21 protein-coding genes and 1 tRNA gene are annotated in these 24,118 nt (G+C 74.6%); 12 read left to right on the top strand and 10 right to left on the bottom strand.

What is annotated here, in order from left to right; all coding sequences use genetic code 11:
* Positions 1-32 precede the first annotated feature (32 nt).
* The 7 genes from ACFYOU_RS07730 to ACFYOU_RS07700 all read left to right on the top strand — a co-directional run bounded on the left by ACFYOU_RS07730 (position 33) and on the right by ACFYOU_RS07700 (position 5,095).
* Positions 33-569: a sigma factor-like helix-turn-helix DNA-binding protein gene (locus ACFYOU_RS07730; protein WP_391304096.1), complete on the top strand. Its 537-nt coding sequence runs from the start codon at positions 33-35 to the stop codon at positions 567-569.
* Positions 566-1,051, top strand: coding sequence for a hypothetical protein (locus tag ACFYOU_RS07725; RefSeq protein ID WP_391304095.1), 486 nt, complete (start codon positions 566-568; stop codon positions 1,049-1,051). Before ACFYOU_RS07730 ends, ACFYOU_RS07725 begins: the two co-directional genes overlap by 4 nt.
* A gap of 113 nt (positions 1,052-1,164) precedes the next feature.
* Entirely contained in the window at positions 1,165-2,442 is a 1,278-nt protein-coding gene (locus ACFYOU_RS07720) for a hypothetical protein (protein WP_391304094.1), read from the top strand.
* Between the two features lie 248 nt (positions 2,443-2,690).
* Positions 2,691-3,761 (top strand): MsnO8 family LLM class oxidoreductase, encoded by a 1,071-nt coding sequence (locus tag ACFYOU_RS07715; RefSeq protein ID WP_391304226.1) that lies wholly within the window; start codon positions 2,691-2,693, stop codon positions 3,759-3,761.
* Positions 3,762-3,900: 139 nt separating this feature from the next.
* Positions 3,901-4,200 carry a hypothetical protein gene (locus tag ACFYOU_RS07710; RefSeq protein WP_391304093.1) on the top strand — a complete coding sequence of 100 codons (300 nt, stop codon included), beginning with the start codon at positions 3,901-3,903 and terminating at the stop codon, positions 4,198-4,200.
* A complete protein-coding gene (locus ACFYOU_RS07705) occupies positions 4,197-4,442 on the top strand; it encodes a hypothetical protein (protein WP_391304092.1) in 246 nt (81 codons plus the stop codon). Before ACFYOU_RS07710 ends, ACFYOU_RS07705 begins: the two co-directional genes overlap by 4 nt.
* 74 nt (positions 4,443-4,516) lie before the next feature.
* A complete protein-coding gene (locus ACFYOU_RS07700; RefSeq protein ID WP_391304091.1) occupies positions 4,517-5,095 on the top strand; it encodes an XRE family transcriptional regulator in 579 nt (192 codons plus the stop codon).
* Between the two features lie 369 nt (positions 5,096-5,464).
* On the opposite strand, the gene ACFYOU_RS07695 is transcribed toward ACFYOU_RS07700, so the two are convergent.
* Entirely contained in the window at positions 5,465-7,333 is a 1,869-nt protein-coding gene (locus ACFYOU_RS07695; protein ID WP_389762480.1) for a putative bifunctional diguanylate cyclase/phosphodiesterase, read from the bottom strand.
* Positions 7,334-7,707: 374 nt separating this feature from the next.
* Here ACFYOU_RS07695 and ACFYOU_RS07690 point away from each other — a divergent pair, with 374 nt between their 5' ends.
* Positions 7,708-9,099 (top strand): M6 family metalloprotease domain-containing protein, encoded by a 1,392-nt coding sequence (locus ACFYOU_RS07690; RefSeq protein ID WP_391304090.1) that lies wholly within the window; start codon positions 7,708-7,710, stop codon positions 9,097-9,099.
* Positions 9,100-9,150: 51 nt separating this feature from the next.
* Here the strand turns inward: ACFYOU_RS07690 and ACFYOU_RS07685 are convergent.
* The 8 genes from ACFYOU_RS07685 to ACFYOU_RS07650 form a co-directional block, all read right to left on the bottom strand.
* Positions 9,151-9,224 (bottom strand) — tRNA-Lys (locus ACFYOU_RS07685).
* A complete protein-coding gene (locus ACFYOU_RS07680; RefSeq protein ID WP_391304089.1) occupies positions 9,215-9,847 on the bottom strand; it encodes a hypothetical protein in 633 nt (210 codons plus the stop codon). The genes ACFYOU_RS07685 and ACFYOU_RS07680 overlap by 10 nt, the downstream gene beginning before the upstream one ends.
* A gap of 611 nt (positions 9,848-10,458) precedes the next feature.
* On the bottom strand, positions 10,459-10,812 hold the full coding sequence (locus ACFYOU_RS07675; protein WP_389762485.1) for a hypothetical protein: 354 nt from the start codon (positions 10,810-10,812) through the stop codon (positions 10,459-10,461).
* A 95-nt stretch (positions 10,813-10,907) separates the two neighbouring features.
* Positions 10,908-12,266 carry an AAA domain-containing protein gene (locus ACFYOU_RS07670; RefSeq protein WP_391304088.1) on the bottom strand — a complete coding sequence of 453 codons (1,359 nt, stop codon included), beginning with the start codon at positions 12,264-12,266 and terminating at the stop codon, positions 10,908-10,910.
* Positions 12,263-13,891, bottom strand: coding sequence for a hypothetical protein (locus ACFYOU_RS07665; protein WP_391304087.1), 1,629 nt, complete (start codon positions 13,889-13,891; stop codon positions 12,263-12,265). Before ACFYOU_RS07665 ends, ACFYOU_RS07670 begins: the two co-directional genes overlap by 4 nt.
* A gap of 52 nt (positions 13,892-13,943) precedes the next feature.
* On the bottom strand, positions 13,944-15,023 hold the full coding sequence (locus tag ACFYOU_RS07660) for a hypothetical protein (RefSeq protein WP_391304086.1): 1,080 nt from the start codon (positions 15,021-15,023) through the stop codon (positions 13,944-13,946).
* Positions 15,024-15,051: 28 nt separating this feature from the next.
* The gene (locus tag ACFYOU_RS07655) at positions 15,052-16,029 is read right to left on the bottom strand and encodes a phosphatase PAP2 family protein (protein WP_391304085.1); all 978 of its coding nucleotides are present in this window, start codon (positions 16,027-16,029) and stop codon (positions 15,052-15,054) included.
* Between the two features lie 174 nt (positions 16,030-16,203).
* Entirely contained in the window at positions 16,204-17,757 is a 1,554-nt protein-coding gene (locus ACFYOU_RS07650; protein WP_391304084.1) for a tetratricopeptide repeat protein, read from the bottom strand.
* A 458-nt stretch (positions 17,758-18,215) separates the two neighbouring features.
* Here ACFYOU_RS07650 and ACFYOU_RS07645 point away from each other — a divergent pair, with 458 nt between their 5' ends.
* Positions 18,216-18,782, top strand: a complete 567-nt coding sequence (locus ACFYOU_RS07645) for a hypothetical protein (RefSeq protein ID WP_391304225.1) — start codon at positions 18,216-18,218, stop codon at positions 18,780-18,782.
* 66 nt (positions 18,783-18,848) lie between these two features.
* Positions 18,849-19,721 carry a fused MFS/spermidine synthase gene (locus ACFYOU_RS07640; protein WP_391304083.1) on the top strand — a complete coding sequence of 291 codons (873 nt, stop codon included), beginning with the start codon at positions 18,849-18,851 and terminating at the stop codon, positions 19,719-19,721.
* Here the strand turns inward: ACFYOU_RS07640 and ACFYOU_RS07635 are convergent.
* On the bottom strand, positions 19,715-20,218 hold the full coding sequence (locus ACFYOU_RS07635; protein ID WP_389762501.1) for a hypothetical protein: 504 nt from the start codon (positions 20,216-20,218) through the stop codon (positions 19,715-19,717). The two genes, ACFYOU_RS07640 and ACFYOU_RS07635, sit on opposite strands and share 7 nt — an antisense overlap.
* Positions 20,219-20,406: 188 nt before the next feature.
* On the opposite strand from ACFYOU_RS07635, the gene ACFYOU_RS07630 reads away from it, so the two are divergent.
* Both ACFYOU_RS07630 and ACFYOU_RS07625 read left to right on the top strand, forming a co-directional pair.
* The gene (locus ACFYOU_RS07630) at positions 20,407-21,096 is read left to right on the top strand and encodes a response regulator transcription factor (RefSeq protein ID WP_385487117.1); all 690 of its coding nucleotides are present in this window, start codon (positions 20,407-20,409) and stop codon (positions 21,094-21,096) included.
* Positions 21,093-22,475 (top strand): ATP-binding protein, encoded by a 1,383-nt coding sequence (locus tag ACFYOU_RS07625; RefSeq protein WP_391304082.1) that lies wholly within the window; start codon positions 21,093-21,095, stop codon positions 22,473-22,475. Before ACFYOU_RS07630 ends, ACFYOU_RS07625 begins: the two co-directional genes overlap by 4 nt.
* Positions 22,476-24,118: the final 1,643 nt, after the last annotated feature.

Genomic DNA, 24,118 nt, shown 5'->3' with positions numbered 1-24,118 from the left:
GGTACCCGTACGCCTGCGAGGAGCGCTGACGTTTGACCGAGGAGGAGTTCGCCGAGTTCTACCGGCGCTCGGTGCACCGGCTCACCGGACAGCTGTACGTCATGACGGGGGACTTCCACGAGGCGCAGGACGTGGTGCAGGAGGCGTTCGTCCGGGCCTGGGGGCACCGCCGCCGGCTGGAACGGGACCTCGGCCCCGACGCCTGGGTGCGGGCCGTCGCCTGGCGGCTCGCCGTCAGCCGCTGGCGCCGCCTGGTCCGCGGCCGGCACGCCTGGGAACGCCGGGCCGACCCGGTCACCAGCGGCGGACCCGACCCGGGCACCGTCGACCTCGAACGGGCCCTGCGCGACATGCCGCCCCGACAGCGCCAGTGCGCCGCCCTCTTCTACGTCTGCGACCTGACCGTCGCACAGATCGCGGCGGAGACCCGACTGGCCACCGGCACCGTCAAGACGCACCTCTCCCGCGCCCGCGCGAAGCTCGCCGGCTCCCTCGACCCGCCGCCCGGGGCCGCCCGCGTCCCGGGTGCCGCCGTCCCTCGCTCGCCCTCCGGGGAGGACCAACGATGACCGAGCACGACGATCGGGTGGGTGCCGGGCTCAAGGACGCCGCCGAGCGCGCCGCCGCCCGCAGCCGACCCGCCGATCCGGGGACGATCGTGGCGCTCGCCCGCAGTCGCCGACGCCGGACGCTGGCCGCCGGCGCCGCGGGCGCGGTGACCGTGACGGCGGCCCTGGGCGCGGTCCTGCTGACCCGGGCCGCCGAACCGCCCGCGCCCCCGCCGACGATCCCGGCCTCGTCGCTGCTGCCGGGGCCCGAATCCCTGGACCCCGGCCCGCGCGGGGACGATCGCGACGCCCGCCCGCGCCCGCGGACCAGCCCGCCCGGCACCGGCGCCACCCCGGCCACCGGCCCGGAGGACGACCGGCCGGAAGCCGAACCCACCCGGTCCGCAGAACCCACCCGACCCACCGGGCTCGGCGGGTCGACGGGCGGCGGGTCGACGGGTGTCGGTGGGGGAGTCGAGCCCTCGCGCAGTCCGCTGCCCTGACCCGGTGCGCGCCGGTGGTGGTGATCCGCGTCTCACCGGCGGGACCGGGTCAACCCCGCTGTCGGTGGGGTGCGTAAGGATGGCAGACGCCGACCCCGCGAGGAGACCCCAAGATGGCCGCAGACACCCGCCCCCGAATACCCAGGGCCATCCTGCCGTCTCCCCTCCGACCGCGCACCAGCCTCCCGGCGTCCACCCCCGACCCCGCCTCCGGTGACCCCGCCTCCGACGACCGGACCGCCCCGAGCACCACCGGCCCGCTGTCCTCGACCGAAGCACGGCGCCGCACCGTACGGACCGTCCTCGCCGTGTACGCCGCGGCCACCGCCGCCCACCTCACCGCCCTGTTCACGCTCACCTCCGCCACCCCCGGCGCCGGCGTCCGCGAGCGGTTGCTCTCCTGGGACGGACGGCTCTACGCGGAGATAGCCGCCGACGGCTACCCCGACGGGATCGCCTACGGAGCGGACGGCGAACCGCTCGGCAACAACCTCGCGTTCTTCCCGCTCTACCCCCTCCTCGTCCGGACCCTGCACCGGACGACCGGCCTCGACGTGGACGCCGCGGCGCTGCTCGTGGCCCACCTGGCCTTCCTCGGTGCGCTGTTCGCGGTACACGCCCTGATCACCTCGCTGTACGGGCGGCGGACCGCGGACGTCACCCTCGTCCTCGTCGCGGTGGCGCAGCCCATGGCGGTGGCGCTCGTCATGGCGTACAGCGAGGCGCTGTTCCTGGCGTTGGCGGCCGGCGCCCTGCTCGCCGCCCGCCGGGGCAACTGGCTCGCGGCCGGCGCCCTCGGACTGCTCGCCGGGCTGACCCGGCCGGCCGCCGGAGCCCTGGCACTGGCCCTGGCGGTCGCCGTGCTGGGCGAGGTCCGGCGCACCCGGCGCCTCGGCTGGCGCCCGCTGGCCGGGCTGGTCCTGGCCTGCACCGGGACACCGGCCTACCTGCTGTGGGTGGCCGAGCGCACCGGGCAACTCGACGGCTGGTTCGTCATCCAGGAAGCCGGCTGGGGCACCCACTGGGACAGCGGCGCCGCCACCGTCGACTTCCTCACCGACACCCTGGCCCGGGGCGACGGCTGGGTGCCGTTGAGCACCGCGTTCCTGCTCGTCGCGGCCTGCGCGCTCACCGCCCTGGCCTGGCGCCGGGGGGCCTGGCCGCCGCTCCTCGTCTACGGAACGGCGATGCTGGTGATGACCCTGGGACAGTCGAACTTCTACCACTCCAAGCTGCGGCTGCTGGTGCCCGCGCTGCTCCTGCTGGTGCCGCTGGCCGCAGCGCTCGGCCGGCTGCCCCGGCGCCGGCTGGTCCTGGTGCTGTCCGCGGGAGCGGTGTTCGGCGCCTGGTACGGGGCGCACATGCTGGTGGTCTGGAAGTACGCGGTCTGACCCGCAGCGGCCACGGGAACGGAACCGGCGCGGCCATCGGTACGGAACCGGCGGGAACAACCGGAGCCCCCCTCCTGTTCTGTTTCACTGTCGAGACGACGACACGACGACGAGGGCTGCCCGCACGCGGCCCCGAGGAGCGGGAGGGCGACACGGTGGCAGTGGCGGCGAGCGGCGGCGGACACGCGCACGAAGGGCCCGGGGAGCAGCAGGAGCAGGAGCGGGACCCCGCCCGGTCGGAGGGCGTCATCGGCGTCCGCCACGGCACGGCCCCCGTCCCCCTGTCCGTGCTCGACCTGGTCACCGTCGGCGCCGGACACACCGCCTCCGAAGCGCTGCGCACCAGCGTGGAACTCGCCCGCAGCACCGAACGGCGCGGCTTCCACCGCTACTGGGTCGCCGAGCACCACTCCATGCCCGGGGTGGCCTCCTCGTCCCCGGCGGTGATCCTCTCCCACCTCGCCGCGCACACCCGCCGCATCCGCCTGGGCTCGGGCGGCGTGATGCTGCCCAACCACGCGCCGCTGGTGATCGCCGAACAGTTCGGCACCCTGGAGGCCCTGGCCCCGGGCCGCATCGACCTCGGCCTCGGGCGCGCCCCGGGCACGGACGGCGCCACGGCGGCGGCCCTGCGCCGCACCGACCGGCCGGGCGAGGGCGCCGACGACTTCCCCCAGCAGGCCGCCGAGCTCATCCGGTTCCTCGACGACGACTTCCCGCCGGGCCACCCCTACACCCGCGTCCACGCCGTGCCGGGCCCCGTGCAGGCCACCTCGCCCGGCGGGGTGCAGTCCCCGCACCGCCCGACGGTCTGGCTGCTCGGCTCCTCCGGCTTCAGTGCCCGCCTCGCCGGCTCGCTCGGGCTGCCGTTCGCCTTCGCCCACCACTTCTCGGCCCGCAACACCGTCCCCGCGCTGGACCTGTACCGGGACTCGTTCCGGCCCTCGGCGCTGCTGTCGGCCCCGTACGCCCTGATCGGCGTCGCCGTCCTCGCCGCGGACGAGGAGCGTGAGGCGCGTCGCCAGGTCATGACCGCGGCGCTGAGCATGCTCCGGCTGCGCAGCGGCCGTCCGGGGCTGGTGCCCACCCCGGAAGAGGCGGAGCGCCACCCGTACACGCCGATGGAGCGCGAGTTCGTCGACACCTGGAACGCGGACGTGGTGCACGGCACGCCGGACCGGGTCCGGGCGGGCCTGGACGAGCTCCACCGGCGCACCGGCGCGGACGAGTTGATGCTCGTCGCGAACGCGCACAGCGGTGCGGCCCGGCTCCGCTCCTACGAACTGATCGCCGACGCCTACGGCCTGCCGCCCGCCTGACCCGACCCCGTACGGTGCGAGCGGGGGACGGCGCGCCGCTCCCCGCTCCCGCGCGCCGGGCCCACGGGCCCCGAGCCCGTTCCGCGGCTCCTACGATGGCCGGGGTACAGCCACGCCCCGCAGCTACGGAGGCAGCCGGATGACCGCGTCGGGCGATCACTTGACCACGTACATGACGGGTGGGCCGGTTCGGGTGCCCGCCACGATCCGCGGGGTTCGCGAGGCCCTGCCCGAGGAGCTGCGGGCCCGGTTCGTCGCGGAGATCGAGGACGCTCCGGCCGACCAGCTCCCGTTCACCCTGGTCCGGTGGGCGATGAACATCCCCACCGAGCACGACGCGGCCGAGGAGGCGCTGCTCGACCGCGTCCGGTCCGGTGACCTCTCCCAGGTCACGTTCGTCGAGGACCTCGGTGACGACGAGTACCGGAGCGCCGAATGAGCCACCGCATCGCCTATGCGGACGTGGCCCGGGCCGGCCGGAACGCGCTTCCTCCCGCGGCCCGCAAGACGTTCGACGCCGGCGTCGCAGCGATCGCGCGCGCTCCGTACGGCTGTGGCTCCAGTACGGTCCTGGGCAGCCGGGACCGTCGGGACGCCGCGATCGGCGGCATCGCGGTCATCCGTTACGAGGTGAGCCCCAGCGTGGTGACGGTGACCATCGTACGCGTCACGGGCTTCTGACCGCAGACGAGGCAGTGAGGCCGCATGCACGCAATCGCGAAGACACTGCCCGAGCCCTGGGAGTGGATGCAGACATGTTGTGGCCGCAGGCAGTCAAGGAGAAGATCAAGACCGGCTTCGACCGGGAGATCATCCATAGTTACCCGTACCGGTCCGCCTGCCCCTCCACCGTGTGGGCCGACCTGATCGCCGGGGCGACCCAAGAGCTGTTCTTCGCCGGGTACACGAACTACTTCCTCTGGACGCAGGTCCCCGCGTTCGCCGACATCCTGCGCCGCAAGGCGGAGGCCGGGGTTAGGGTCCGGTTCCTGCTGGGAGCACCCGACGGGGAGGTGACCCGGCAGCGTGAGGCCGTCGAGGACGCGACCCTCACGGTGTCGGCCCGTGTCCGCATCACCCTGGGCGAACTCGCCAAGATAGGGCAGGTGCAGGGCCTGGAAGCGCGCTACAGCGCTCCGGAGGACGCGGTGAACCACGTCGGCCTGAGCGTGTTCCGGATGGACTCGGACGCGCTCGTGACGCCCCATCTGGCGCGCCTCGTTGGCCATGACTCGCCCCTGCTGCACCTGCGCCACCAGAGCGAGGGCGGGATGTTCGACCGGTTCGCGGAGCACGCGGAGGAACTGTGGAGCCGATCCGTGGCCGTGCGCTGACCACGACAACGTACGTGGGTCCGTGCGGGTGCGTCGTGGCCGTTCGCGCAGTTCCCCGCGCCCCTGGGGTACGTTCCGCCGGACGTGCGCGCGGCAGGGTGCCCCGTCAGGGGCGCGGGGAACTGCGCGGGTGAGCGGGACGCACCCGCACGTGATGAGCTACCGCGTCGCCCACGCGGACGTGGTCCGGGCTACCGCGGCCCGCAAGGCGTTGGACGCCGGCGTCGCAGTGATCGCGGGCGTTCCGTACGGCGGTGGCTCCAGCGCAGTCCGACACGGGTGCGTCCCGCCGGACGTGCGCGCGGCAGGGTGCCCCGTCAGGGGCACGGAGGACGCACCCGCACGGGACCGCGTACGTGACGGGTGCGCTCAGGCGGCGCGGTCCGGGGGACGGACCGGGCGGGTGACCAGGAGCGGGGGGATGCGGTCCGGGGCCACCGGGCGGGAGTACAGCCACCCCTGCCCCGTGTCGCAGCCGATCCGCCGCAACCGCTCCGCCTGCCCCGCGGTCTCCACGCACTCCGCGGTCACCGTGAGGCCGAGCCGGTGCGCGAGCTGGATCAGGGTCTCGACGATCACCTCGTCCGCCGGATTGGGGTGCGCCCCGTCCTCGTAGCGGAAACCGCGGACGAAGGAGCCGTCCAGCTTGAGCGTCGACACCGGCAGCCGGCTGAGGTACGCGAGGTTGGAGTACCCGGTGCCGAAGTCGTCGATCGCGATGCGCACCCCCATGTCGCTGAGCGCCTGGAGCGCCTGGAGCGGTCGCCCCGCGGACCCCATCACCGCGGACTCGGTGAGTTCGAGTTGCAGCAGCCGGGCGTCGAGGCCCGTTTCGGCGAGGATCGCGTCGACGTCCGCCACCAGGTCCGAGTCCCACACCTGGCGCACCGCCACGTTCACGCTCACGAACACCGGCTCGGCCCCCGGGTGGTCGAGCTGCCAGCGCCGGGCCTGGCGGCAGGCGGTGCGCAGCACCCAGCGGCCCAACTGCACGATCGACCCGTCCTCCTCGGCGAGCCCGATGAACCGGTTCGGCGTCAGCGTCCCGAACTGCGGGTGCTCCCAGCGCACCAGCGCCTCGACCCCGCGCAGCGTGCCGTCGCCGAGTTCGACGAGGGGTTGGTACTCCAGGACGAACTCCTCGCGTTCCAGCGCGGGGCGCAGGGAGGAGGCGAGGGCCTGCCGGGTCATCCGGTGGGCGTTGCGCTCCGGGTCGAACAGCGTCCAACGGGCCTTGCCGTCGGCCTTCGCCCAGTACAGGGTGGTGTCGGCCGCCTGCATCAGCCCGGTCGCCGTGGTGCCGGCGGCGTGCCGCTCCACCACGCCGATCGAGGCGGACAGGGAGAGCCGCTGGCCGGCGATGTCGAACGGTTCCTGGAGGGTCCGCAGGAGGGTGCCGGCGAGGTCCGCGAGTTGTTCGGTGCCCGTGGAGTCCTCGACCAGCAGGGCGAACTCGTCCCCGCCGAGCCGGGCGGCCAGCGGGGTGGTGGCACGTGCCGAGCCCGCCTCGTCGGCGCACCGCGTCAGCCGTTCGGCGACGGCGGCGAGCAGTCGGTCGCCGATCCGGTGCCCGAGGGTGTCGTTCACGGCCTTGAACCCGTCGAGGTCCAGGTAGCACAGACCGATCCGGCCGGTCCCGGTGTCGTCGAAGGAACTGGTCTCCAGCGCTCCGGAGAGCCGTTCGAAGAACAGCGTCCGGTTGGGCAGTCGGGTCACCGGGTCGTGCATCTGGAGGTGCCGCAGCCGGGCCTGGAGCTCCCGGCGGGCGCTGATGTCGGACACCGAGAGCAGGGCGGCGGCGGGGCCCGCCGGGTCGGGCAGCGGGGAGACGGTGATCCGCGCCCACATGGCGTGCCCGTCGGGGTGCTTGATCCTCCTGCTGCACCGCAGCCGGGCCCGCTGGCCCCGCAGCACCTCCTGGTAGCCCTGTCGGGTCCGGGCGTCGGAGCCGAGGTCCACCAGGTCCGCGGCGGGTCGCCCCACGGGCCCCGTACCGGGCTTGCCGTCGGGGCCGGCGGGCGGGACGAACAGGGCGCGGAAGGCGTCGTTCGCGGTGATCACGGTGCCGTCCGGGCCGATCGCGGCCATCGCGAGGGGCGCCCGGTCGAACGCGGCCCGGTAGGGCTCGCCGGGTGCGGAGCCGCCGCCGCGGTGGGTGGGGGGCTTGGGGGGGCCGTCGGTGGTGGCCGGGGGGACCAGGTCCGCCGTGGGCGTCGGACCTTCGGACGTTCCGCTCACCGCTCACTCCCGCAGTGCGTCGTTGCCGTCGTGCCTGGTCGTACACCGGGACACTGCCCGGCCGGTGCGGGGCCGAACGCCCGGACGAGGCTGCTTCGGCCGGAATCACGCGGAAAAACAGGCCGATCATAGAGGTTGCTCCGGGTAGCGAGCCACCCACACTCCGGGGCGCACCGGAGTGCGCCGGGTGGGCGTTCGCGCCGTCGTAGCGCTCCCGCGCCCGGGGGCGGACCTGACGTCCGGTGACCGCCCGGACGGCCGTCACCGGCCGGCTTCCGGTCCTTCCTCACCCGACCGGACGCCTCAAACAGGGCGCAAAGGGATCATTCGGATGAGGGTGGGGGCGGTGTCCGCTGCCGTCCCCGGAGGTCGTCGTGCCCCCTCAGTCCCGTACCGGTGGTGCCCGGGGGGTCCGGCGCGGGCGCTCCTGGGCGCGCGGCACGGCCGCGGCCACCTCCCTGGCCGCCCTCGCGGCCACCTCCCTGGTGGCGGGACCGGCGGTGGCCGAGTCGTTGGCCGGATCCTGTGCACTGGAGCGCAGCGAGGTGCACCACTCGGAGGGGCTCGACACCTGGAACGCGGCCTATCCGCGACCCGGGCGCCGCCTCGACGCGCTGATGGTCTTCCTGGCCTTCCCGGACGCCCGGCCGTTGACCTCGCCGGGCGAGTTGGCCGCCGACTACTTCCCGGCGACGGACCGCTTCTACCGGCGGGCGTCGTACGGGCGCTTCACCCTCCGCCCGCACCCGCGCGAGGACTGGATCACCATGCCGCGGCCCTCCACCGCGTACGCCATAGAGCGGGACTGGGACGCCGAGCACCGCACCGCCTATCTGCGGGACGCGGTGACGGCGGCCGATCCGCACGTCGACTTCGGTGCGTACGACCTCGTGTACTTCGTCGCCGATCCGGACGCGCCGGGCGTCGACTCGGACGCCACCAAGGTCGTCAACTTCGACCGGCCGCTGCGCGTGGACGGCGCGGAGCTGCGGCGGATCGTCACCGTCTTCGAACGCCATCCGCCGGACCGCAACGTCCTCGCCCACGAGACCGGCCACGTCTTCGACCTGCCGGACCTCTACCACCGCCCGAAGGACGGCGAGGGCGACTGGGACACGCACGTCGGCGACTGGGACGTGATGGGCAGCCAGTTCGGTCTGGCCCCCGACCTCTTCGCCTGGCACAAGTGGAAGCTGGGGTGGCTCGATCCCGGACAGGTGGTGTGCGTGGAGGGGCGGGGGGAGGTGCGGCTGGCCCTGGAACCGGTCTCGGTGGTGCCGACGGCCGAGCCGGGGGCGAGCGGTGACGGGTCCCCGATCGGCCCGGACGCGGACGGTCGGGCGTCGGACGGGGTCGGGGCGGTGGCGGGTCCGGTGGCGCGGGTGGTGCTCCCGGGGTCCGCTCCGGTGCGGGCGACCGGACCGGGGTACGGGACGAAGCTCGCCGTCGTCCGGACGGGCCGCACCAGTGCGATCGCGGTGGAGGCCAGGCAGGCGGTCGGCAACGACCGGTCGACCTGCACGGAAGGGGTGCTGGTGTACCGGGTGGCCAGTGCCAAGGCGTCCGGTGCGGGGCCGGTCCGGGTGGTCGACGGGCACCCCGGGTCGGACGCCTGCGGGGAGCGCTCGGTGTACCCGCCGCTCGCCGATGCGCCGCTCGGGGCGGGGGAGGGGCTGACGGTGACCGGGGAGCGGTTGCCGGTGCGGGTGGAGGTGGGGGAGCGCACGTCGGCGGGGGAGTGGGCGGTACGGATCTCCGCGGGCTGACCCCGGACGTGCGAAGAGCCCTCCGCTGCTGCGAAGGGCTCCTGCTGTCTGTGCGCCGCCAGGGACTCGAACCCCGGACCCGCTGATTAAGAGTCAGCTGCTCTAACCAACTGAGCTAGCGGCGCCTGCTGACGTCGTAGACCTTAGCACCCTGATCCGGGCCGGGAGAAATCGATACCCGGGGGGCCGTCCGGGTGGCGTTGCGCACGGCCCGGACGCAGGCCCAGAGCAGGACCTCGGGGCCCGGCAGCCAGGGGCGTCGGGTGTCCGGCGCCACGACCCAGCGCGATCCGGGGCCGGCGGGGGCCGTAGCGGTGGGGGCGGGGGCGAGCGGCGGGACGGTCACCGCGTCCCCGGTTCCGTGACACAGCAGCGGGGGGACCGTGCCGCGGCCCGCGCCCCACTCCTCCCAGCGCAGCAGGGCGGGCAGCCGGTGGGCGGTGCCCGGGGCGACGAACAGCAGGGTGCGGCCCCGGTGGGTCGCGACGGGGCCGGAGCCGGGGCCCTCGCCCCACAGGCGGTCCAGGAGCGCCCGTCCGAACAGCGCGGTGGTGTTGACCACGTCGAAGGCCGTGCCGCAGGGCAGGACGAGCGGGGCGGCGGGCCGGTCGGCCCAGCGGGTGAGGGTGTCCTGCGGATACGTTCCTGCTGAGGCGAGCCAAGCTGCCCCCTCCGCGGTGACGTCGCTGGCGTCGCCGTGGAGGGAGTCGGGTTCGAGCAGGGCGGGGGTGCGGGGGTGGGGGCTCATGGCAGCCATGTGTACCCGGGGTGAGGAACCGGTTTCCCTGAGTTGTCGGAAGTCGGGACAGGGAGACTCCGGGTGGAGTATCTTGCCCGCCCGGCATATGACCGGAAACCTTGCGGAATCGGGACGGGGTGGCCGGCCCGTGGCGAGGTTGCGCTGTCCCTTCGGTGGCTGTTCGCGGTGCGGTGCGCTGCGGTTGCCCGCGCCGTTCCCCGCGCCCCTCCGGTACGTCCACCTGGCGGTGCGCTGCCCCGCACGGTGCGCGGCGCGATTCGCGCAGTTCCCCGCGCCCCCTATCGGGTGCGTTCACCTGGGGGTGCGCTGTTCTGTGCGGTGCGCGGTGTGTTTCGCGCAGTTCCCCGCGCCCCTTATCGGTGCGTCCAGCCCGGGTCGGAAGGCGCTCCGTCAGGGGCGCGGGGAACTGCGCGGATGACGGCAGCGCACCGCGCAGGACCGCGCAGGTCCAGCGCTACGTACCCAAGGGGCGCGGGGAACTGCGCAACACCGCAGCGCACCGCGCAGGACAGCGCACGTGGCGGCGGACGCACCCGGATAGGGGCGCGGGGAACTGCGCGGGCAACCACAGCGCACCCGCGCCGAACAGCGCACCGCCATCAGTACTGATCGGGATGCGCTGCCCGCAGCAGATCCCGCCCGTACTCGACCATCTTCAGCGCGTACTCCTCGGTCCACTCCGCCCGCTCGGCGATCGCCGCCGCGGTCAGCCGGTCGAACCGACGCGGATCGGCGAGCCGGGCCGCAGCGATCGCCTGGAACTCCATCGACCGGTCGGTGGCCGCACGGAACGCGTGCGTCAGCTCCGTGGCCCGGGCCAACAACTGCCGGGGGTCCTCGATGGACTCCAGCTCGAAGAAGTGCTCGGGGTCCTCCGCAGCGGTCGTGGGCTCGAAGAGCAGAGGGGCGGGCCGCATCCGTCGTTCGGCGGACGCGGGCTCGGACTCCGACATCGTGCTGCCTCCTCGTACCTCTCCGAACGGGACCGCCTCCCATTGTCCCCCGCCCCGCAAGACCGCGGGACGTGACGGGATCGGGGCGCGGCCGGTCAGGGCGTCGGGGTCCAGGTGACGCGGTGGTGGGACAGGTGGTCCCAGGTCGTCATCATGGCGTCCCACCCGTCCGGGAACTTCAGGGTGACGCCCAGTTGCACCGGCTCGGTCGACGGGTGGTCGTCCAGGAGTTCCGTGACCCCGCCCCGGCAGACCACGATGCACGCGTGCCGGTGCCGTGAGGCCAGCACGCACAGCCGACCGGTCTCCAGGTGGAACGCGGTGGCGTCCGGCCGGCCGGACAGCGGGTGCAGCACCACGGTGACGTCGTACTCCCGCCCCTGGAGCCGGTTGGCGGTGTCCACCGTGACCCCGCTGACCCCCAGCGCGGTCAGCGCCGCCCGGACCGCCGCGGCCTGGTCGCGGTGCGCGGTGCCCACCGCGATCCGCCCGGCCGTCAACGGCACCGGCTCGGGCCCCCGCTCCGAGACCGTCGCCCCGCCCCGGTCGAGCAGTCGACGCACCACCACGGCCACCGCGCGCACCGCCTCCGGATCGGTGCGCGGGGTGTGCCGAGGCGGCAGCTCCAGCAGCCCCCAGCCGGCTTCGGCGGCCTCGTCGATGACCCGGTCGGGACCCGAACCGTCCGAGGCGACGCCGAAGCCGAGGGTGCGGTCCCCGGGCCCCGTCCCGCTGCGGAACGGCGTGTACGGGTAGAACGCCGAGGACACCAGCGGCGCGGCCGAGGCGGGCAGCCGCCAGGACACCGGCAGCCGGTGCTGCGGAAGCTCCGGATTGTGCGCCAGCAGCGTGCTCACCGCACTCGCCGACGGGTCGTACGACAGCCCGGCCCACTGCTCGGCGCCGACGATCGCGAACGGGTCCAACTGCCCCGGGTCGCCCACGAACAACGCCCGCTCGAAGAGGTTCGCCACGGCCAGCAGCCCGTCCGAGCGCATCTGGTACGCCTCGTCGACGATCGCGTGCCCCCACGGCTCCACGCCCTTGACGTGCGCCCACTTGGCAGCCGTCGAGATCACCACGTCGAAGCCCGCGAGCTCCGCCGCCTTCGTCGAGGTCCGCACCTGGGGCAGCGCGTCGAGCGCCTTGTCGTAGGCGTCGGGGTCACTGCTGTGCAGCCGGCCCACCGGCACGTCCGGCGCCTTCTCGGCGAGCCGCAGCACCAGGTCGTCCACCTGGGCGTTGGTCTGCGCCACGACCATCAGCGGACGCCCGGCGGCGACGAGCTCCAGGGCGGCGCGCACCACCAGCGTGGACTTGCCGGCGCCGGGCGGCGAGTCCACCACGACTCCGCGGTGCGCCCCGCGCAGGGTGTCGCCGAGGATCGCCTCCGTGGCACGGGTCGCCGCGGCACCCGGGTCGCCGAGGGCGTCGGGGACGGTGGTCGGCTTCACAGGATGTCCTCTCCGGTCACCGGATCGGGCCGTTCGGGCACGGCCTCGCCCGGCGGGCCGCCGTGGGTCCACGGGGTCGCCTCGGGTTCGGGCAGCTGCGGGCCGCCGCGCTGGTCGTGTTCGAAGAGGGTCCAGCACAGCCGGTCGCCCTTCTCCGGTACGGAGCCGGGCTCGGGCTCCTTGCTGCGCCCCATCCGGTCGGTGATCCGCAGGACGAGGGTGAGGGGGCCCGGGGCGCCGTCCCCCTCTTCGGACGCCTCGGGCGGCTCCGCGTACCCGACGAACCGGGCCGTCTGGGGTTTGCCGCCGAGGGAGCGGAACGCCTTGACGCCCTCCGCGAGGTGCGGCCGGTCCTCGGTGCGCACCGTGACCAGCGGGCGCGGGCTCGGCCGCTTGCCGTCGCTGTACTCCAGCACCGTCTCGACCACCTCGCCCACGAACGCCTCCCCGGCCAGTCGGCGCCCCGCCATCACCAGCGGGTCGTCCAGGGCCTCCTGGGCGTCCAACCGGGCCTGCTCGCGTTCCCGGGCCGCCAGTTTGTTCGCGGCGGTCACCGCGTCGTCGCGGCGCGGCTGCGGGGGCTCGCCCGCCAGGACCCGGTCCCGGTGCCCGGTGAACGACCAGCGGTCGCGGGTCCAGCGCTCCTCGACCCGCGCCCCCTCCGGCAGCGTGCACAGCAGGTCCAGGCCCCGCCACACCGCGTCCCAGGTCGGCCGGGTCCGGCTCACCAACAGGGCGCGCAACTCCCGTTCGGCCTCGGTGAGCGCACCGAGCCGGGCGTCCGCCTCGATGCCGTCCTCCGCCGCGGCCAGGGCGGTCCGCGCCCGGTCGTGGCGTTCGATCGCGGGCGCCAGCAGCTTGTTGTCGAAGGCGGGGTCCGTCGCCGGGCCGGCCGGCGGGTGCCACAGCTGCCCCTCGGCGTCCCGGGCCAGCTCGGCCCGGAGCGCCGCCCGCTCGCCCGAGGTGCCCTCGGGCGCCTCCAGCCACGCCAGCAGCGCCCCCAGGTGCTGGTCCTCCACCGAGGACTGCCCCGTCGCCCAGTGCCGCGACAGCAGGTCCGTCATCGCCAGCAGCAGCGAGGACCCGGGCACCCGGGCCCGCTCCCCGAAGTGCGTCAGCCAACGGCCCAGCAACGGCACCCGGGGCGGTGCCGGATAGGGGGCCTCGGGGTCCTGCTCGACCGTCCGCCTAAACCGCATCGACCGGCCCAGCAGCCGGACGAAGTCCACGCCGCCCCGGCTCGGCACGATGATCTGCGGGGCGTCCGCGCACAGCTCCACCTCGACCTTGACCCGCTTGCCGGTCTCCGGGTCGGTCTCGGAGCGCTCGGCGGCCTCCACCGCACCGGTGTGGTCCTCGACGTACGGGAGCACCACCTCGGCGAGGGCGGCGAGGAACGCGGACCGCAGCTCGCGGTCCCGGGGCTGCGCCACGAACAGCACCCGCGGCGCCGTGCGTTCCGTGCCCACCAGGGCGGCGAGCGGAGCACCCGCCTCACCGGCCGTGGTCAGCGGGACGAGGACGAGGGGCCGCTGCGACAGATGACGGTGGCGCACGGTGGCCTGCGGCTGGGCCCGTCCGCTGTGGACCGCCTCCAGCCGGGCCAGCTGACCGATCAACGACATGCCGCGCCCCCCTTCTCGGCCGGGACGACGTACGGGGTGGTGACGTACGTGCTCAGCACCGGGCGGCCTCCTGGGTGCCCACCGGGGCCGCAGTGGCGCCCAGCGCCTGGGCCCGCAGGGCCGACGCCCGCCGCAACGCCGCGACGGCCGGGTCCGACGGGTCACCGCACCGGCCCGAGGCCGCGGCGAGCACGTCCGCGACGGTGGTGAGCCCGCCCAGTTCGCCCCGCAGCGAGCGGCCGAGCGCGGTCACCGCGCCGGCCTCCCGGGCGCGACCCCGGCAGTGGAACGCCAGCTCGCACGCCGACAGGCATTCGGGCGCGTACGCCGCGGGCACCGCCTCGACGGCCGCGTGCAGCGCCTCGCGGTCCTGCTCCACGTCGAAGGTGGCCCCGGGCGGAAGCTGCCGGGCGATGTCCTCGACCCGGGTCAGCCGGGAGAGCTGACGGCGGGTCACCGAGACCTGTTTGCGCAGGTCCACGGCGGCCGCCGCGGGCAGGTTCGAGAAGTCCTTCGGGCACACCAGCAGCGCGAACCGGCCGACCTCGGGCGCCGGTGCGAGCCGGGCGGCGACCTGTTCCAGCGCCAGCAGGTAGACGGCGGCCTGCCGGGCCGCCGCGCCGACCTTCGACGGCTCCGCCGAACCGTCGACCATCGGGAACGACTTGATCTCCACCACGGACCACCGCCCGTCGGGGTGGACGACCACCGCATCGGGTTCCAGGAACGCCGGGGTCCCCGCCACGTCCAGCGCCAGCATCGGATGGTCGAGCAGGGTCCACGCACCCCGCGCCCGGGCCGCCTCGCGCAACGCCAGCGAGGTCCGCGCCACCCGCGCCTGCGCCCCGCCCCCCGTGCCCAGCACCGGCACCCGGGCCTCGCCGGTCACGGGCGCGGGGGCGGTCGGGTCCAGCCGTTCGTGGGCCAGCCGCAGCAGTTCGGCGCCGCCGTCGCCCTTGACCCGGGCCTCGAAGGCGTGCCCCCGTACGATCGCGAACTGCGACTGGCCGGCGACGGCGGGCGCCCCGAGCTTCGCGGCGACCTGCCCCTTGTGCACGCCCGCCCCGTCGAGGAGCGCCCTGCGCCCGCACCCCGGGTTCACGGCGAGGGCCGCCAGCGAACGCGCGTCCATGGCCTGGGCGGGGGCGGGGCCGCGCAGCTCAGCGAGCCGGTGCCGGAGTGCTGTCCCCCGCGTCGGAGGGACGGGGACCCTGTTCTGCGGCTTCGGCGGACTGCTTGCGCTGTCGGGGAATTCGCTCACCCGCGGCAGTCTGGCACTCGCCACCGACAATCGGGGAACTCCCGGCCGTCGGGTCCGCGTCGACGGCGACCCGGCGCACGCCCGCGTACCGGGCGCGCAGTCGCTCCGCGCACCGCAGCGCGGGCTTGGTCAGCAGCAGTCCGAGGCCCATCACCGCGGCGCCGGCGACCGCGTCGAAGAAGTAGTGGTTGGCGGTGCCCATCACCACGATGACCGTGATCAGCGGGTACGCGACCGCCGCCGTCCGCAGCAGCGGGCCCCGTCCGTACTTCCACAGGAGCACCCCGCACCACAGGGCCCAGCCGACGTGCAGGGACGGCATCGCCGCGTACTGGTTGGTCATGCCGCCCAGACCGCGCGGGGCGCTGGCCTCCGCGCCCCACCAGCCGTAGGAGCTGTACTGGGCCATGGTGTCGACGAACCCGTGGCTCGCTTCGAGCAGGCGCGGCGGACAGGTGGGGAACAGCGTGAAGCCGATGAGTCCGATGAAGGTGGATATCAGGAGCCAGCTGCGGGCCGCCCGGTAGTGGACCCGATGGGACCGGAACACCCAGATCAGCACGGCCGGCGTCACCACGTAGTGCAGGGACGCGTACCAGAAGTCGGCCGGGACCCCGATCCAGGTGTGGTCGGTGAACAGCCGGTTGAGCGGGTGCTCGGCGTTCATCCAGAGTGCCTTCTCGGCCCGGAGTATCGCCAGCCCGTGGTCGACGGCGGTGCCCACGTCACCGCGGGCGAGGAGCCGGCCCGCCGAGTACGCCCCGTAGACGAGGAGCACCAGCGGCAGTTCGGTCCACCAACGGATCCGGTGGACGGGGGCCCGACCCGGTACCGTCCCGGTCGCCGTCCTGCTATCGGACGGTTCACGCTTCGGCATCCAAGGTCTCCTCACTCCGTGCAGCAGCCGTGGCCGCCCGCCCACCTTACGGTGTCGATCGACGTCCCGAGGGCAGACGATCCCGGACACCGAAGACGCACGGACCGCCCGACCGGTTGCCTGGCCGTTCACCCGGTGGCCCCCCTCCCGCCACCCGGCGGGGGAGGGGGCGGCTCAGGTGGGCCTCGGCATCGCCGCGTACCGCTCCAGGAAGCCGCCGACCTCCGTCGACGCGCGGTGCGGCAGCAGCACCCGTGCCGTGGTCGCCAGCATCGACTCGATGCGCGAGGACTGCACCTCGTCCAACAGGGAGATCAGCCGCTGCCCGGCCGCCGCCGCCTCGCCGGGCCGCCCCGCGCGGGCGAGGTCGTCCGCGAGCTCCGCGGTGTACAGCGCGGTGTTCCGGGTGAAGTGCGGGTCCTGGAGCGCCACCGCGCGCTCCGCGTACCGGGCCGCCCGGGACCACTCCCCGAGCGCCGACCAGCACTGGGCCTCCAGCCCCGCCACCTCCGCCTCGCCGTAGAACGACATCCACTCGGGGTCGTCGTCCGAGGCGCCCCGCTCGAACAGCGCCTGGGCCCGCGCCAAGGCCCGGGTGCAGCCGGTGCGGTCGCCGAGCCCGGCCCAGCCGCCCGCCTCGCGCAGCGCCACCAGGGACAGCAGGCGGGACGAGCCGAGCCCCCGGGCCGCCCGCTGCGCCGCCTGGGCCGCGCGCACCGCCTCACGGGGGCGGCCCGCGTCCCGGGCGAGGAACGACGAGTTGCAGAACGCGTGCGCCTCCACCCCCGCGTCCCCGCACGTCCGGGCCGTCGCCAGGGCCTCCGCGTAGTGCGAGCGGGCGTCGGCGAACCGACCCGAGTCGTGCGCCAGCCAGCCCACCGAGATGGCCAGCTCGCCGGCGCCCGCGTGCAGCCGGTCGGCGGTCGACTGCCGGGCGGTGGCCGCGTCGAGCAGTTCGAAGGCGGTCCGCAGCGGGACGGCCGCCCGTCGGTAGAGGCCGTCCGCCCCGTGCCGGTCGTCCAGGACCCGGATGCGGCGCACCGCCTCCTCCACCGCCTCGGCCTCGGCGGCTCCGGCGCGTCCAGGGCCGCTCCCGGTGGGGGCGGGCAGGGACAGGGGGGCCAGCACACTCCGTGACCCGAGTGACGCAGCCACCGTGACCGGGCAGCCGGTCATGAACGCGCGACGCCGCACGTCGCTCTCCTCGTGGTTCCGGGTCGCGCGGGGCGCGGACCTCTGTACGGGCTCGTCCGGGGCCGTGGGCTCACCGGGGCCGTGGGCCGTGCCGGAGCCGGAGCCGGGGCCTTGGCCGGTAGCGGGCCCACGGGGCTCAGCCGGCTCAGCCGGCCCGGCGGGCGGGACGGGCGGGATAGGTGGGATAGGTAGGGCAGGTGGGGCAGGGGTGAAGGACAGGGTGGGTGGGGTGGGCGAGATGGACGGGTTGGACAGGGTGGACGGGGTGGGTGCGGGGGGTGTCGTGCGCGGTGCCGGAATGCCGCGCGAGCTCCGGCCGCGGACCGCCGACCTGGGCGCGAAGCCCAGATCCGCGAGGGTGCGACCCGGGAACATGTGCAGGAACACCCGCTCGTACGCGTAGTTGGGGCAGCGGATCTCCCCCGCCTCCACCCGACCGATGTAGCGGGCGTCACAGCTGACCCGCTCCCCGATCTCCCGGGCCGCCCGACGCACCGCCGCCGCGAACTCCCCGGGGGACCTGGCCCCGCGCAACTCACGGAAGACCGCGTTCGCCCGGGGCGCCGGGAGCGGGGGCGCCGGTACTTGGAGCGCCGGTACTTGGCGTGCCGGGTCCTGGAGTGGTGATGGCGGGGGCGGCGGGTCCGGTGGGGGGACCCGCCCGGTCGACGCTCCTTGGGAGGGCCTCGGTGACGACGCCATGGCCGGAACCTCTCGTGACGCTGGTGCCGGACCCCCGTGGGGCGTCACGGCCCGGACCGGTTGACCGTGCGCCGTGTTCCCGCACCTGTCCGGCGAGGCCCGAACGTACCGGCTGTGACGGACCCCTCACCCAGGGTTTGGCTACAAACCGGATATCTCACCCACGTTCTGCCATGAACTGCCATGCTTTGCGGCGGCGTGGCGCCGTAGCTGTTGACGCGGGTCCTGCGTTGGTCCCCCTGGACGGGGAGCCAGCCGTCACCGACCCGCGACCGAGGAGGGGTTCCGTGTTGGAGGCCGGGAGGAAACCCAGCGCACCCGGTGCACCGCAAGCGCCACCGGGCGAGACGCCCGAGCCACTGCCCCGGCACCCCGGCGCGGTCACCGCTCAGGCGTGCGGCGAGCGGGCGTTGCCGCTGGCCCGGGGCGCCGTCGCCGGCTGCGACCTGGTGACGGTCCCCGCCCGACAGGGACTGGAAGCGGTGGACATCCTGCGCCGCGCCGCCGCCGGGTCGGTGGGACCCGTCCTGCACGACAACCGGTGCCGGATGCTCGGCTTCCTGGTGCCGCCGGGCACCGCGGACGGCTGGGACGTGCCCGGCAGCGCCTGCACCCGGACCGCCGGCCGGGCCGCTCCGCCCGCCGCCCCCACCCCGGACGCCCCCACCCCGGACGCGCCGCCCCCGGCGCTGGACGCCCCGTCCTGCACGGCGGACGTCCCGCCCGAACCGCCGGTCGCCGACGTCGGATGGCTACTGCCGCCCGGCGCGGCCCACCGGGTGACCGACCCCGCAGTGCTGCGCGAGGCGCTGGACGAGGCCGCGCGGATGATCGAGGCCGCCGACAACTGCTGCTGACCGTCGGCACCCGTCACCCACGGCCCCACCGGGCGCCCGCCGGCCCGGCCCGGCGATAATGGCCGCATGGCACGCGGACGGACGAAGGAACGGGGCCGCCGGGAACGGCGGGAGCCGGTCCTCGCGGACGTCGACGGCGGACGCGCCGAACTGCTCCCCGACCCGGACCGCCCCCGCGCTTGGACCCTCCTCGTCGACGGCGCCCCCCAGTCACACGTGGACCTCGACGACCCCGCGCACCTCGCCTTCGAGTACCAGCGCAGACTCGGCCACGTCGTGGACCTGGTGGCCCCGCCCGGCCGCCCCCTGAAGGTGCTGCACCTCGGCGGGGGCGCCTTCACGCTGGCCCGCTACGTCGCCGCGACCCGGCCCCGGTCCACCCAGCAGGTCGTGGAACGGGACGCCGCCCTCGTCCACCTGGTGCGCACCGAACTCCCCCTGGAACCGGCACGGGTCCGGGTGCGCACGCTCGACGCCCGCGAAGCGCTCGGCAAGCTGCCCGAGGGGTGGGCCGACCTGGTCGTCTCCGACGTGTTCAGCGGCGCCCGGACCCCCGCCCACCTCACCACCGTCGAGTTCGTGACCGAGGTACGGCGGGTGCTGGCGCCCGGCGGCCACTACGCGGCGAACATCGCCGACGGCGGTGCGCTCGTCCATCTGCGCGCCCAACTCGCCACGGTGGGCACCGTCTTCCCCGAACTGGCCCTCATCGCCGAGGCCCCGGTGCTCCGCGGGCGCCGCTTCGGGAACGCGGTCCTCGTCGCCGCGGACGTCTTGCTGTCGGTCCCGGAACTCACCCGCCGCGCGGCCACCGACCCGCACCCGGCCCGCGTCGAACACGGACGTGCACTGGGCGACTTCACCGCGGGCGCGCCCCCGGTCCACGACGGCACGGCCACCGCTTCCCCGGCCCCGCCCCCCGGCGCCTTCCGTCAGTAGGTGTTGATCTCCGTCTTGGCCGTTCCCGTGTGCCAGGCACAGATCACCGTGATCGTCTCCTCACCCTTCGAGAAGTCGATTCGCATCCACTGGGAGTCCTCCCACACCTTCATGGTCCACCCCGGGGCGGGCGTCGACGACACCAGCTCCGCGGAGGTGGGCGCCATGTCGATGACGACCCGTCCGCCCTTGGTGGGATAGCTCTTGATGTTGCTGGAGTCGGACTCCGACTCGGCCGACCCCATCGGTTCCGGGGCCCCGGAACTGGCGGACCCCTGCGCGCTCGGTTTCCCCTTGGACGGAGTGGTGGGCTGCGTGGTGGGGCCCGGCTGCGGGCGCTGCGTCGAGCCGCCGATCCCGGGCGTGGTGGCCGGCGCGGTCGACTTCGGCGGGGGCGGGACGGGTCCGTCGGAGGGCAGCTTCGCCTCCGCCGACGGCGCGTCCTCCTCCCCGGTGATCGGCAAGGCGACCGGTGGGGCGTAGGCCGTTCCGGACATGACGGTGTGGACGCCCCACCATGACAAGGTGACCGCTGCACCCGTGGCGAGCGTCCAAGCCGAGAAGTGAAGGAGTCCCCTGCGCATCGTTGGCCATCTTGCCCCACCCCAACCCGCCCTGTCGCCCCCTCGGTCGCCTTCGTCCCGCGCAAACCGGCGATCACCCACATGGCGTACGGTTGCCGCCCATGGCACGTGTGCTCGTGGTCGAAGACGATCAGTTCGTCCGCTCGGCCCTCATCCGGCATCTCACCGAGGCGTCCCACACGGTACGTAGCGTCGGAACGGCCCTGGAGGCGCTGCGCGAAGTAGCCCATTTCCCGTTCGACCTGGTCATCCTGGACCTCGGTCTGCCCGACCTCGACGGTTCGGAGGCTCTGAAGATGTTGCGCGGGCTGACCGATGTCCCCGTGATCGTGGCGACCGCGCGCGACGACGAGAACGAGATCGTCCGCCTCCTCAACGACGGCGCCGACGACTACTTGACGAAACCGTTCTCCGTGGAACACCTGTCCGCCCGCATGGCCGCGGTGCTGCGCCGCTCCCGGAGCGCTTCGGTGGAGGCGCCGCCCAGTCGGGTCATCCAGGTGGGCGGCCTGTCCATCGACCCGCTGCGCCGTCAGGCCGAACTCGACGGCGTGCAACTCGACCTGACGCGAAGGGAGTTCGACCTCTTGGCGTTCCTCGCCGGACGACCCGGGGTGGTCGTCGCCCGCCGGGAGCTGCTCGCCGAGGTGTGGCAGCAGTCCTACGGTGACGACCAGACCATCGACGTCCATCTGTCGTGGCTGAGGCGGAAACTGGGGGAGACGGCGGCCCGGCCGCGCTACCTCCACACCCTGCGCGGGGTCGGTGTGAAGCTGGAGCCGCCGCGATGAGATGGGCGCTCGTCAAGGTATGCCTCGCGGTCACCACGATGGTCGTCGTCGCCTTCGCCGTCCCCCTCGGACTGGTGATCAAGGAGATGGCGCGGGACCGGGCCATCTCGGACGCGGAACGGCAGGCCGCCGCCTTCGCGCCGATGCTCACCATCACCACCGACGAGGACCGGCTCGCCGGCGCGGTGGCCTCCACCGACCTCGGCGAGAAGAGGCGGATGGCCGTGCACGTGCCCGCCGCGGGCGACCGGGAGTCCGTCGAAGTCGGACACCAGCGGGTCAGCGACCAGATCATCTCGAACTCCCGCAGTTACGCCCGGACGTCCATCATGAAGGTGGAGGGCGGTTCGGCACTGCTGCACGTCGTGGGCCTCAAGTACAACCGGGTCGCCGTGGTCGAGGTGTTCGTCCCGGACGAGGAGGTCGGCAAGGGCGTCACCATGGCGTGGCTGGTGCTCGCCGGGGTGGGCGTCGGCCTCGTCATCGGTTCCGTTGCGGTCGCCGACCGGCTCGGCGGGCGGATGGTGCAGCCCGCGCAGCGGCTCGTCGGGGCGGCCGGGGAACTCGGGGAGGGCAAACTCGGGGCGCGCGTCCCGGAGGAGGGCCCCAAGGAACTACGGCTCGCCGCCGTCGCCTTCAACTCGATGGCCGACCAGGTGGTGCAACTCCTCGCCAACGAACGCGAACTCGCCGCCGACCTCTCGCACCGGCTCCGCACCCCGCTGACCGTCCTCAGGCTGAACGCCGCGAGCCTCGGTGACGGTCCGGCCGCCGAGCAGACCCGGGCCGCCGTGCACCAGCTCGAACGCGAGGTCGACACCATCATCCGCACCGCCCGGGAGGCCAAGCCGCAGACCGCGGCCGTGGGTCCCGGGGCGGGCTGCGACGTGGCCGAGGTCATCCGGGAACGGATGGACTTCTGGTCGGCGCTCGCGGAGGACGAGGGACGCAAGGTGCGGGTCGCCGGAGTGGAGCGGCCGGTGCGCATCCCGGTGGCGCGGCCCGACCTCGTCGCCGCGCTCGACGCGCTGCTCGGCAACGTGTTCCGGCACACCCCGGAGGGAACCGCTTTCGCCGTGGACGTCCACAACGGGGACGACGCGGTGATCGTGCTGGTGTCCGACGCGGGACCCGGCATCGCCGACCCCACCGCGGCGATCACCCGGGGGGCCGGGTCGGGCAAGGAGGGGTCCACCGGGCTCGGGTTGGACATCGTGCGCCGGATGGCCGAGGCGACCGGCGGCGACGTGCGGATCGGGCACTCCGTACTCGGCGGGGCGGAGATCCGCGTGTGGATCCAGGTGGGCGGGGCGAGGGTTCCGGGGCGGGCGCACCGGGGCAAGGCGCGGAAGCGGAGGTTCGCCCTGCGCAGGGCCTGACCGGCGCGGTTCGCCTTTGCTCGCGCTGGTTCTCCGTGTGGGGTCGGCCCGCCTTCCGCCCGGGGCTCGGCCGGCTTGGGCCGCACCCCGCCCGGTCCGGGCCCTTCCGCCCCCGGAGCCCGGCCGTTTCCCGCCCGGGCCGGACCGTTTCCCGGCCGGGGGCGGGACCGCTCCGCGCTCCGGGCTGCTCCGGGCCGGGGCTTGGGCTGGGTCAATTCCCGTCTGGGATTGTCCGCTTGCCGGCCCGGGGTGAGCTGTTCGCGCCCGGGGTTGGGGTGTGTCCTGCCCGGGCCGGGGCTGTTCTCCGTCCGGGGCCGGGGCGTGCTCGGCGCGGGGCCGTCCCGTTACCGGTGTCCGGGGCTGGGCTGTTGTCCGTCACTACGTCGAGCGTTCCCCGGCTGGGGTAGGGCGGTTTCTGATACGGGCCGGGGCTGTTTCCCGTTCCGGGGTGGGGTGGTTCCGGCCCGCGACGAGGCTGTTCTCGCCTCCGGCTCGGTGGTTCGCGTCCGCGGGCGGGCTGACCCTGTGCCGGGTCTGACCGATCCTCGTGCCACGGGCTCGGCCGCACCGCTGCGCGTCCGTGTGGGGCTGTTCCTTGCGCCCGGCGCAGATCGTTTCCCGTCCTGGACGGGGGCGGGTCCTGCCGTGGGTCGGGCCTGTTCCCGGTCCGGGTCGGAGCGGTTCGCCTCCGGGGTCGGGCCGTTGCCCGTCGCGGGACGGAGTGCTTCCCGTCCGAAGCCGGACCGCCCCCGTCGCGGGCCGGGCCGATCCCCCGTACCGGGCGGGGCAGCTACTCGTCCGGCAGGCCGCCACCGGTCGGTACGGGACGGATTCCCGTACCGGGTCCGGGCACATGTCGCCCGGGGCTTCCTGGGCGCGTGGGACGTTCCCCGGCCCTGGCGGGGCTGTTGCCCACCTGGGGCGGGCCCGTAGCGCCGCGGGTTGAACCGTTCCGGCCCCGGACCTGGATCGGTCCCGCCTCGGGGTCCGGCCCCGCCCTGGGGTGGCCCTGTCCGGTACCCGGTTCGGCTCCGTACCCGGGTCGGACCCCGTTCCGGAGCGCCCGGGCCGGTCCCTGCCCGCGTCGGGACCGGTTCCGGGACGGCCGGAGCGGGCGGGGACCCGGTCGGGCCGGGCCGGACGGGGACCCTCCGCTCGGGCGGGGAGCAGGGGCACCCGTGGGCGTCACCCGGTGGTCCCGAACGGACCACCCCCGCGTTCCCGGGACGCGGGGGAACGAGCTTCCGTGCCCCCGGATCACCGGGTCTCGTAGGGGATTCCCTTTTCGCTCTCCCATGTGGTCCTTAAGAGCGGCATAAGAAGGGCCTTCATGTGGCACCGGGGGGCGAATTGCCGGACTCCCAGTCGCTAGCGTGCTGACCGCGCCCCTCCCCCAGGGGGACGCCACACCCCGTACCCCCGAGACAGGAACCCCATGACCACGCCGCAGCGATGTCGGACCGGAAGCCGCCCCCAAGCGGCCGCCGCGCCCCTCGCCGCGCCCGTCGTCGTTCCGGGTGCCCGTCGAGCGAGGGGTGCGACCCGGGCCGCGACGGTCGACGCCGTACGCACCGAGCTCAGTGCGGGGCCGGGTGGTTACCCCGGCCTGCGCACGGTGTCGAACGGACCGGACACTCCCCAGA

Origin of the sequence: Streptomyces sp. NPDC005955, from assembly GCF_042871255.1 — a bacterium.
Taxonomy (GTDB): domain Bacteria; phylum Actinomycetota; class Actinomycetes; order Streptomycetales; family Streptomycetaceae; genus Streptomyces.
The sequence above is the reverse complement of the archived record's forward strand: the minus strand, read 5'-3'. Positions and strand labels throughout refer to the sequence as shown.

What these genes read in the sequence shown, in the direction of transcription:
- ACFYOU_RS07630 (WP_385487117.1), top strand. Translation starts at nt 20,407, where the DNA reads ATGGCACGTGTGCTCGTGGTCGAAGACGATCAGTTCGTCCGCTCGGCC.
- ACFYOU_RS07625 (WP_391304082.1), top strand. Translation starts at nt 21,093, where the DNA reads ATGAGATGGGCGCTCGTCAAGGTATGCCTCGCGGTCACCACGATGGTC.
- ACFYOU_RS07725 (WP_391304095.1), top strand. Translation starts at nt 566, where the DNA reads ATGACCGAGCACGACGATCGGGTGGGTGCCGGGCTCAAGGACGCCGCC.
- ACFYOU_RS07655 (WP_391304085.1), bottom strand. Translation starts at nt 16,029, where the DNA reads ATGCCGAAGCGTGAACCGTCCGATAGCAGGACGGCGACCGGGACGGTA.
- ACFYOU_RS07710 (WP_391304093.1), top strand. Translation starts at nt 3,901, where the DNA reads ATGACCGCGTCGGGCGATCACTTGACCACGTACATGACGGGTGGGCCG.
- ACFYOU_RS07680 (WP_391304089.1), bottom strand. Translation starts at nt 9,847, where the DNA reads ATGAGCCCCCACCCCCGCACCCCCGCCCTGCTCGAACCCGACTCCCTC.
- ACFYOU_RS07675 (WP_389762485.1), bottom strand. Translation starts at nt 10,812, where the DNA reads ATGTCGGAGTCCGAGCCCGCGTCCGCCGAACGACGGATGCGGCCCGCC.
- ACFYOU_RS07700 (WP_391304091.1), top strand. Translation starts at nt 4,517, where the DNA reads ATGTTGTGGCCGCAGGCAGTCAAGGAGAAGATCAAGACCGGCTTCGAC.
- ACFYOU_RS07720 (WP_391304094.1), top strand. Translation starts at nt 1,165, where the DNA reads ATGGCCGCAGACACCCGCCCCCGAATACCCAGGGCCATCCTGCCGTCT.
- ACFYOU_RS07705 (WP_391304092.1), top strand. Translation starts at nt 4,197, where the DNA reads ATGAGCCACCGCATCGCCTATGCGGACGTGGCCCGGGCCGGCCGGAAC.
- ACFYOU_RS07640 (WP_391304083.1), top strand. Translation starts at nt 18,849, where the DNA reads ATGGCACGCGGACGGACGAAGGAACGGGGCCGCCGGGAACGGCGGGAG.
- ACFYOU_RS07665 (WP_391304087.1), bottom strand. Translation starts at nt 13,891, where the DNA reads ATGTCGTTGATCGGTCAGCTGGCCCGGCTGGAGGCGGTCCACAGCGGA.
- ACFYOU_RS07660 (WP_391304086.1), bottom strand. Translation starts at nt 15,023, where the DNA reads ATGGACGCGCGTTCGCTGGCGGCCCTCGCCGTGAACCCGGGGTGCGGG.
- ACFYOU_RS07635 (WP_389762501.1), bottom strand. Translation starts at nt 20,218, where the DNA reads ATGTCCGGAACGGCCTACGCCCCACCGGTCGCCTTGCCGATCACCGGG.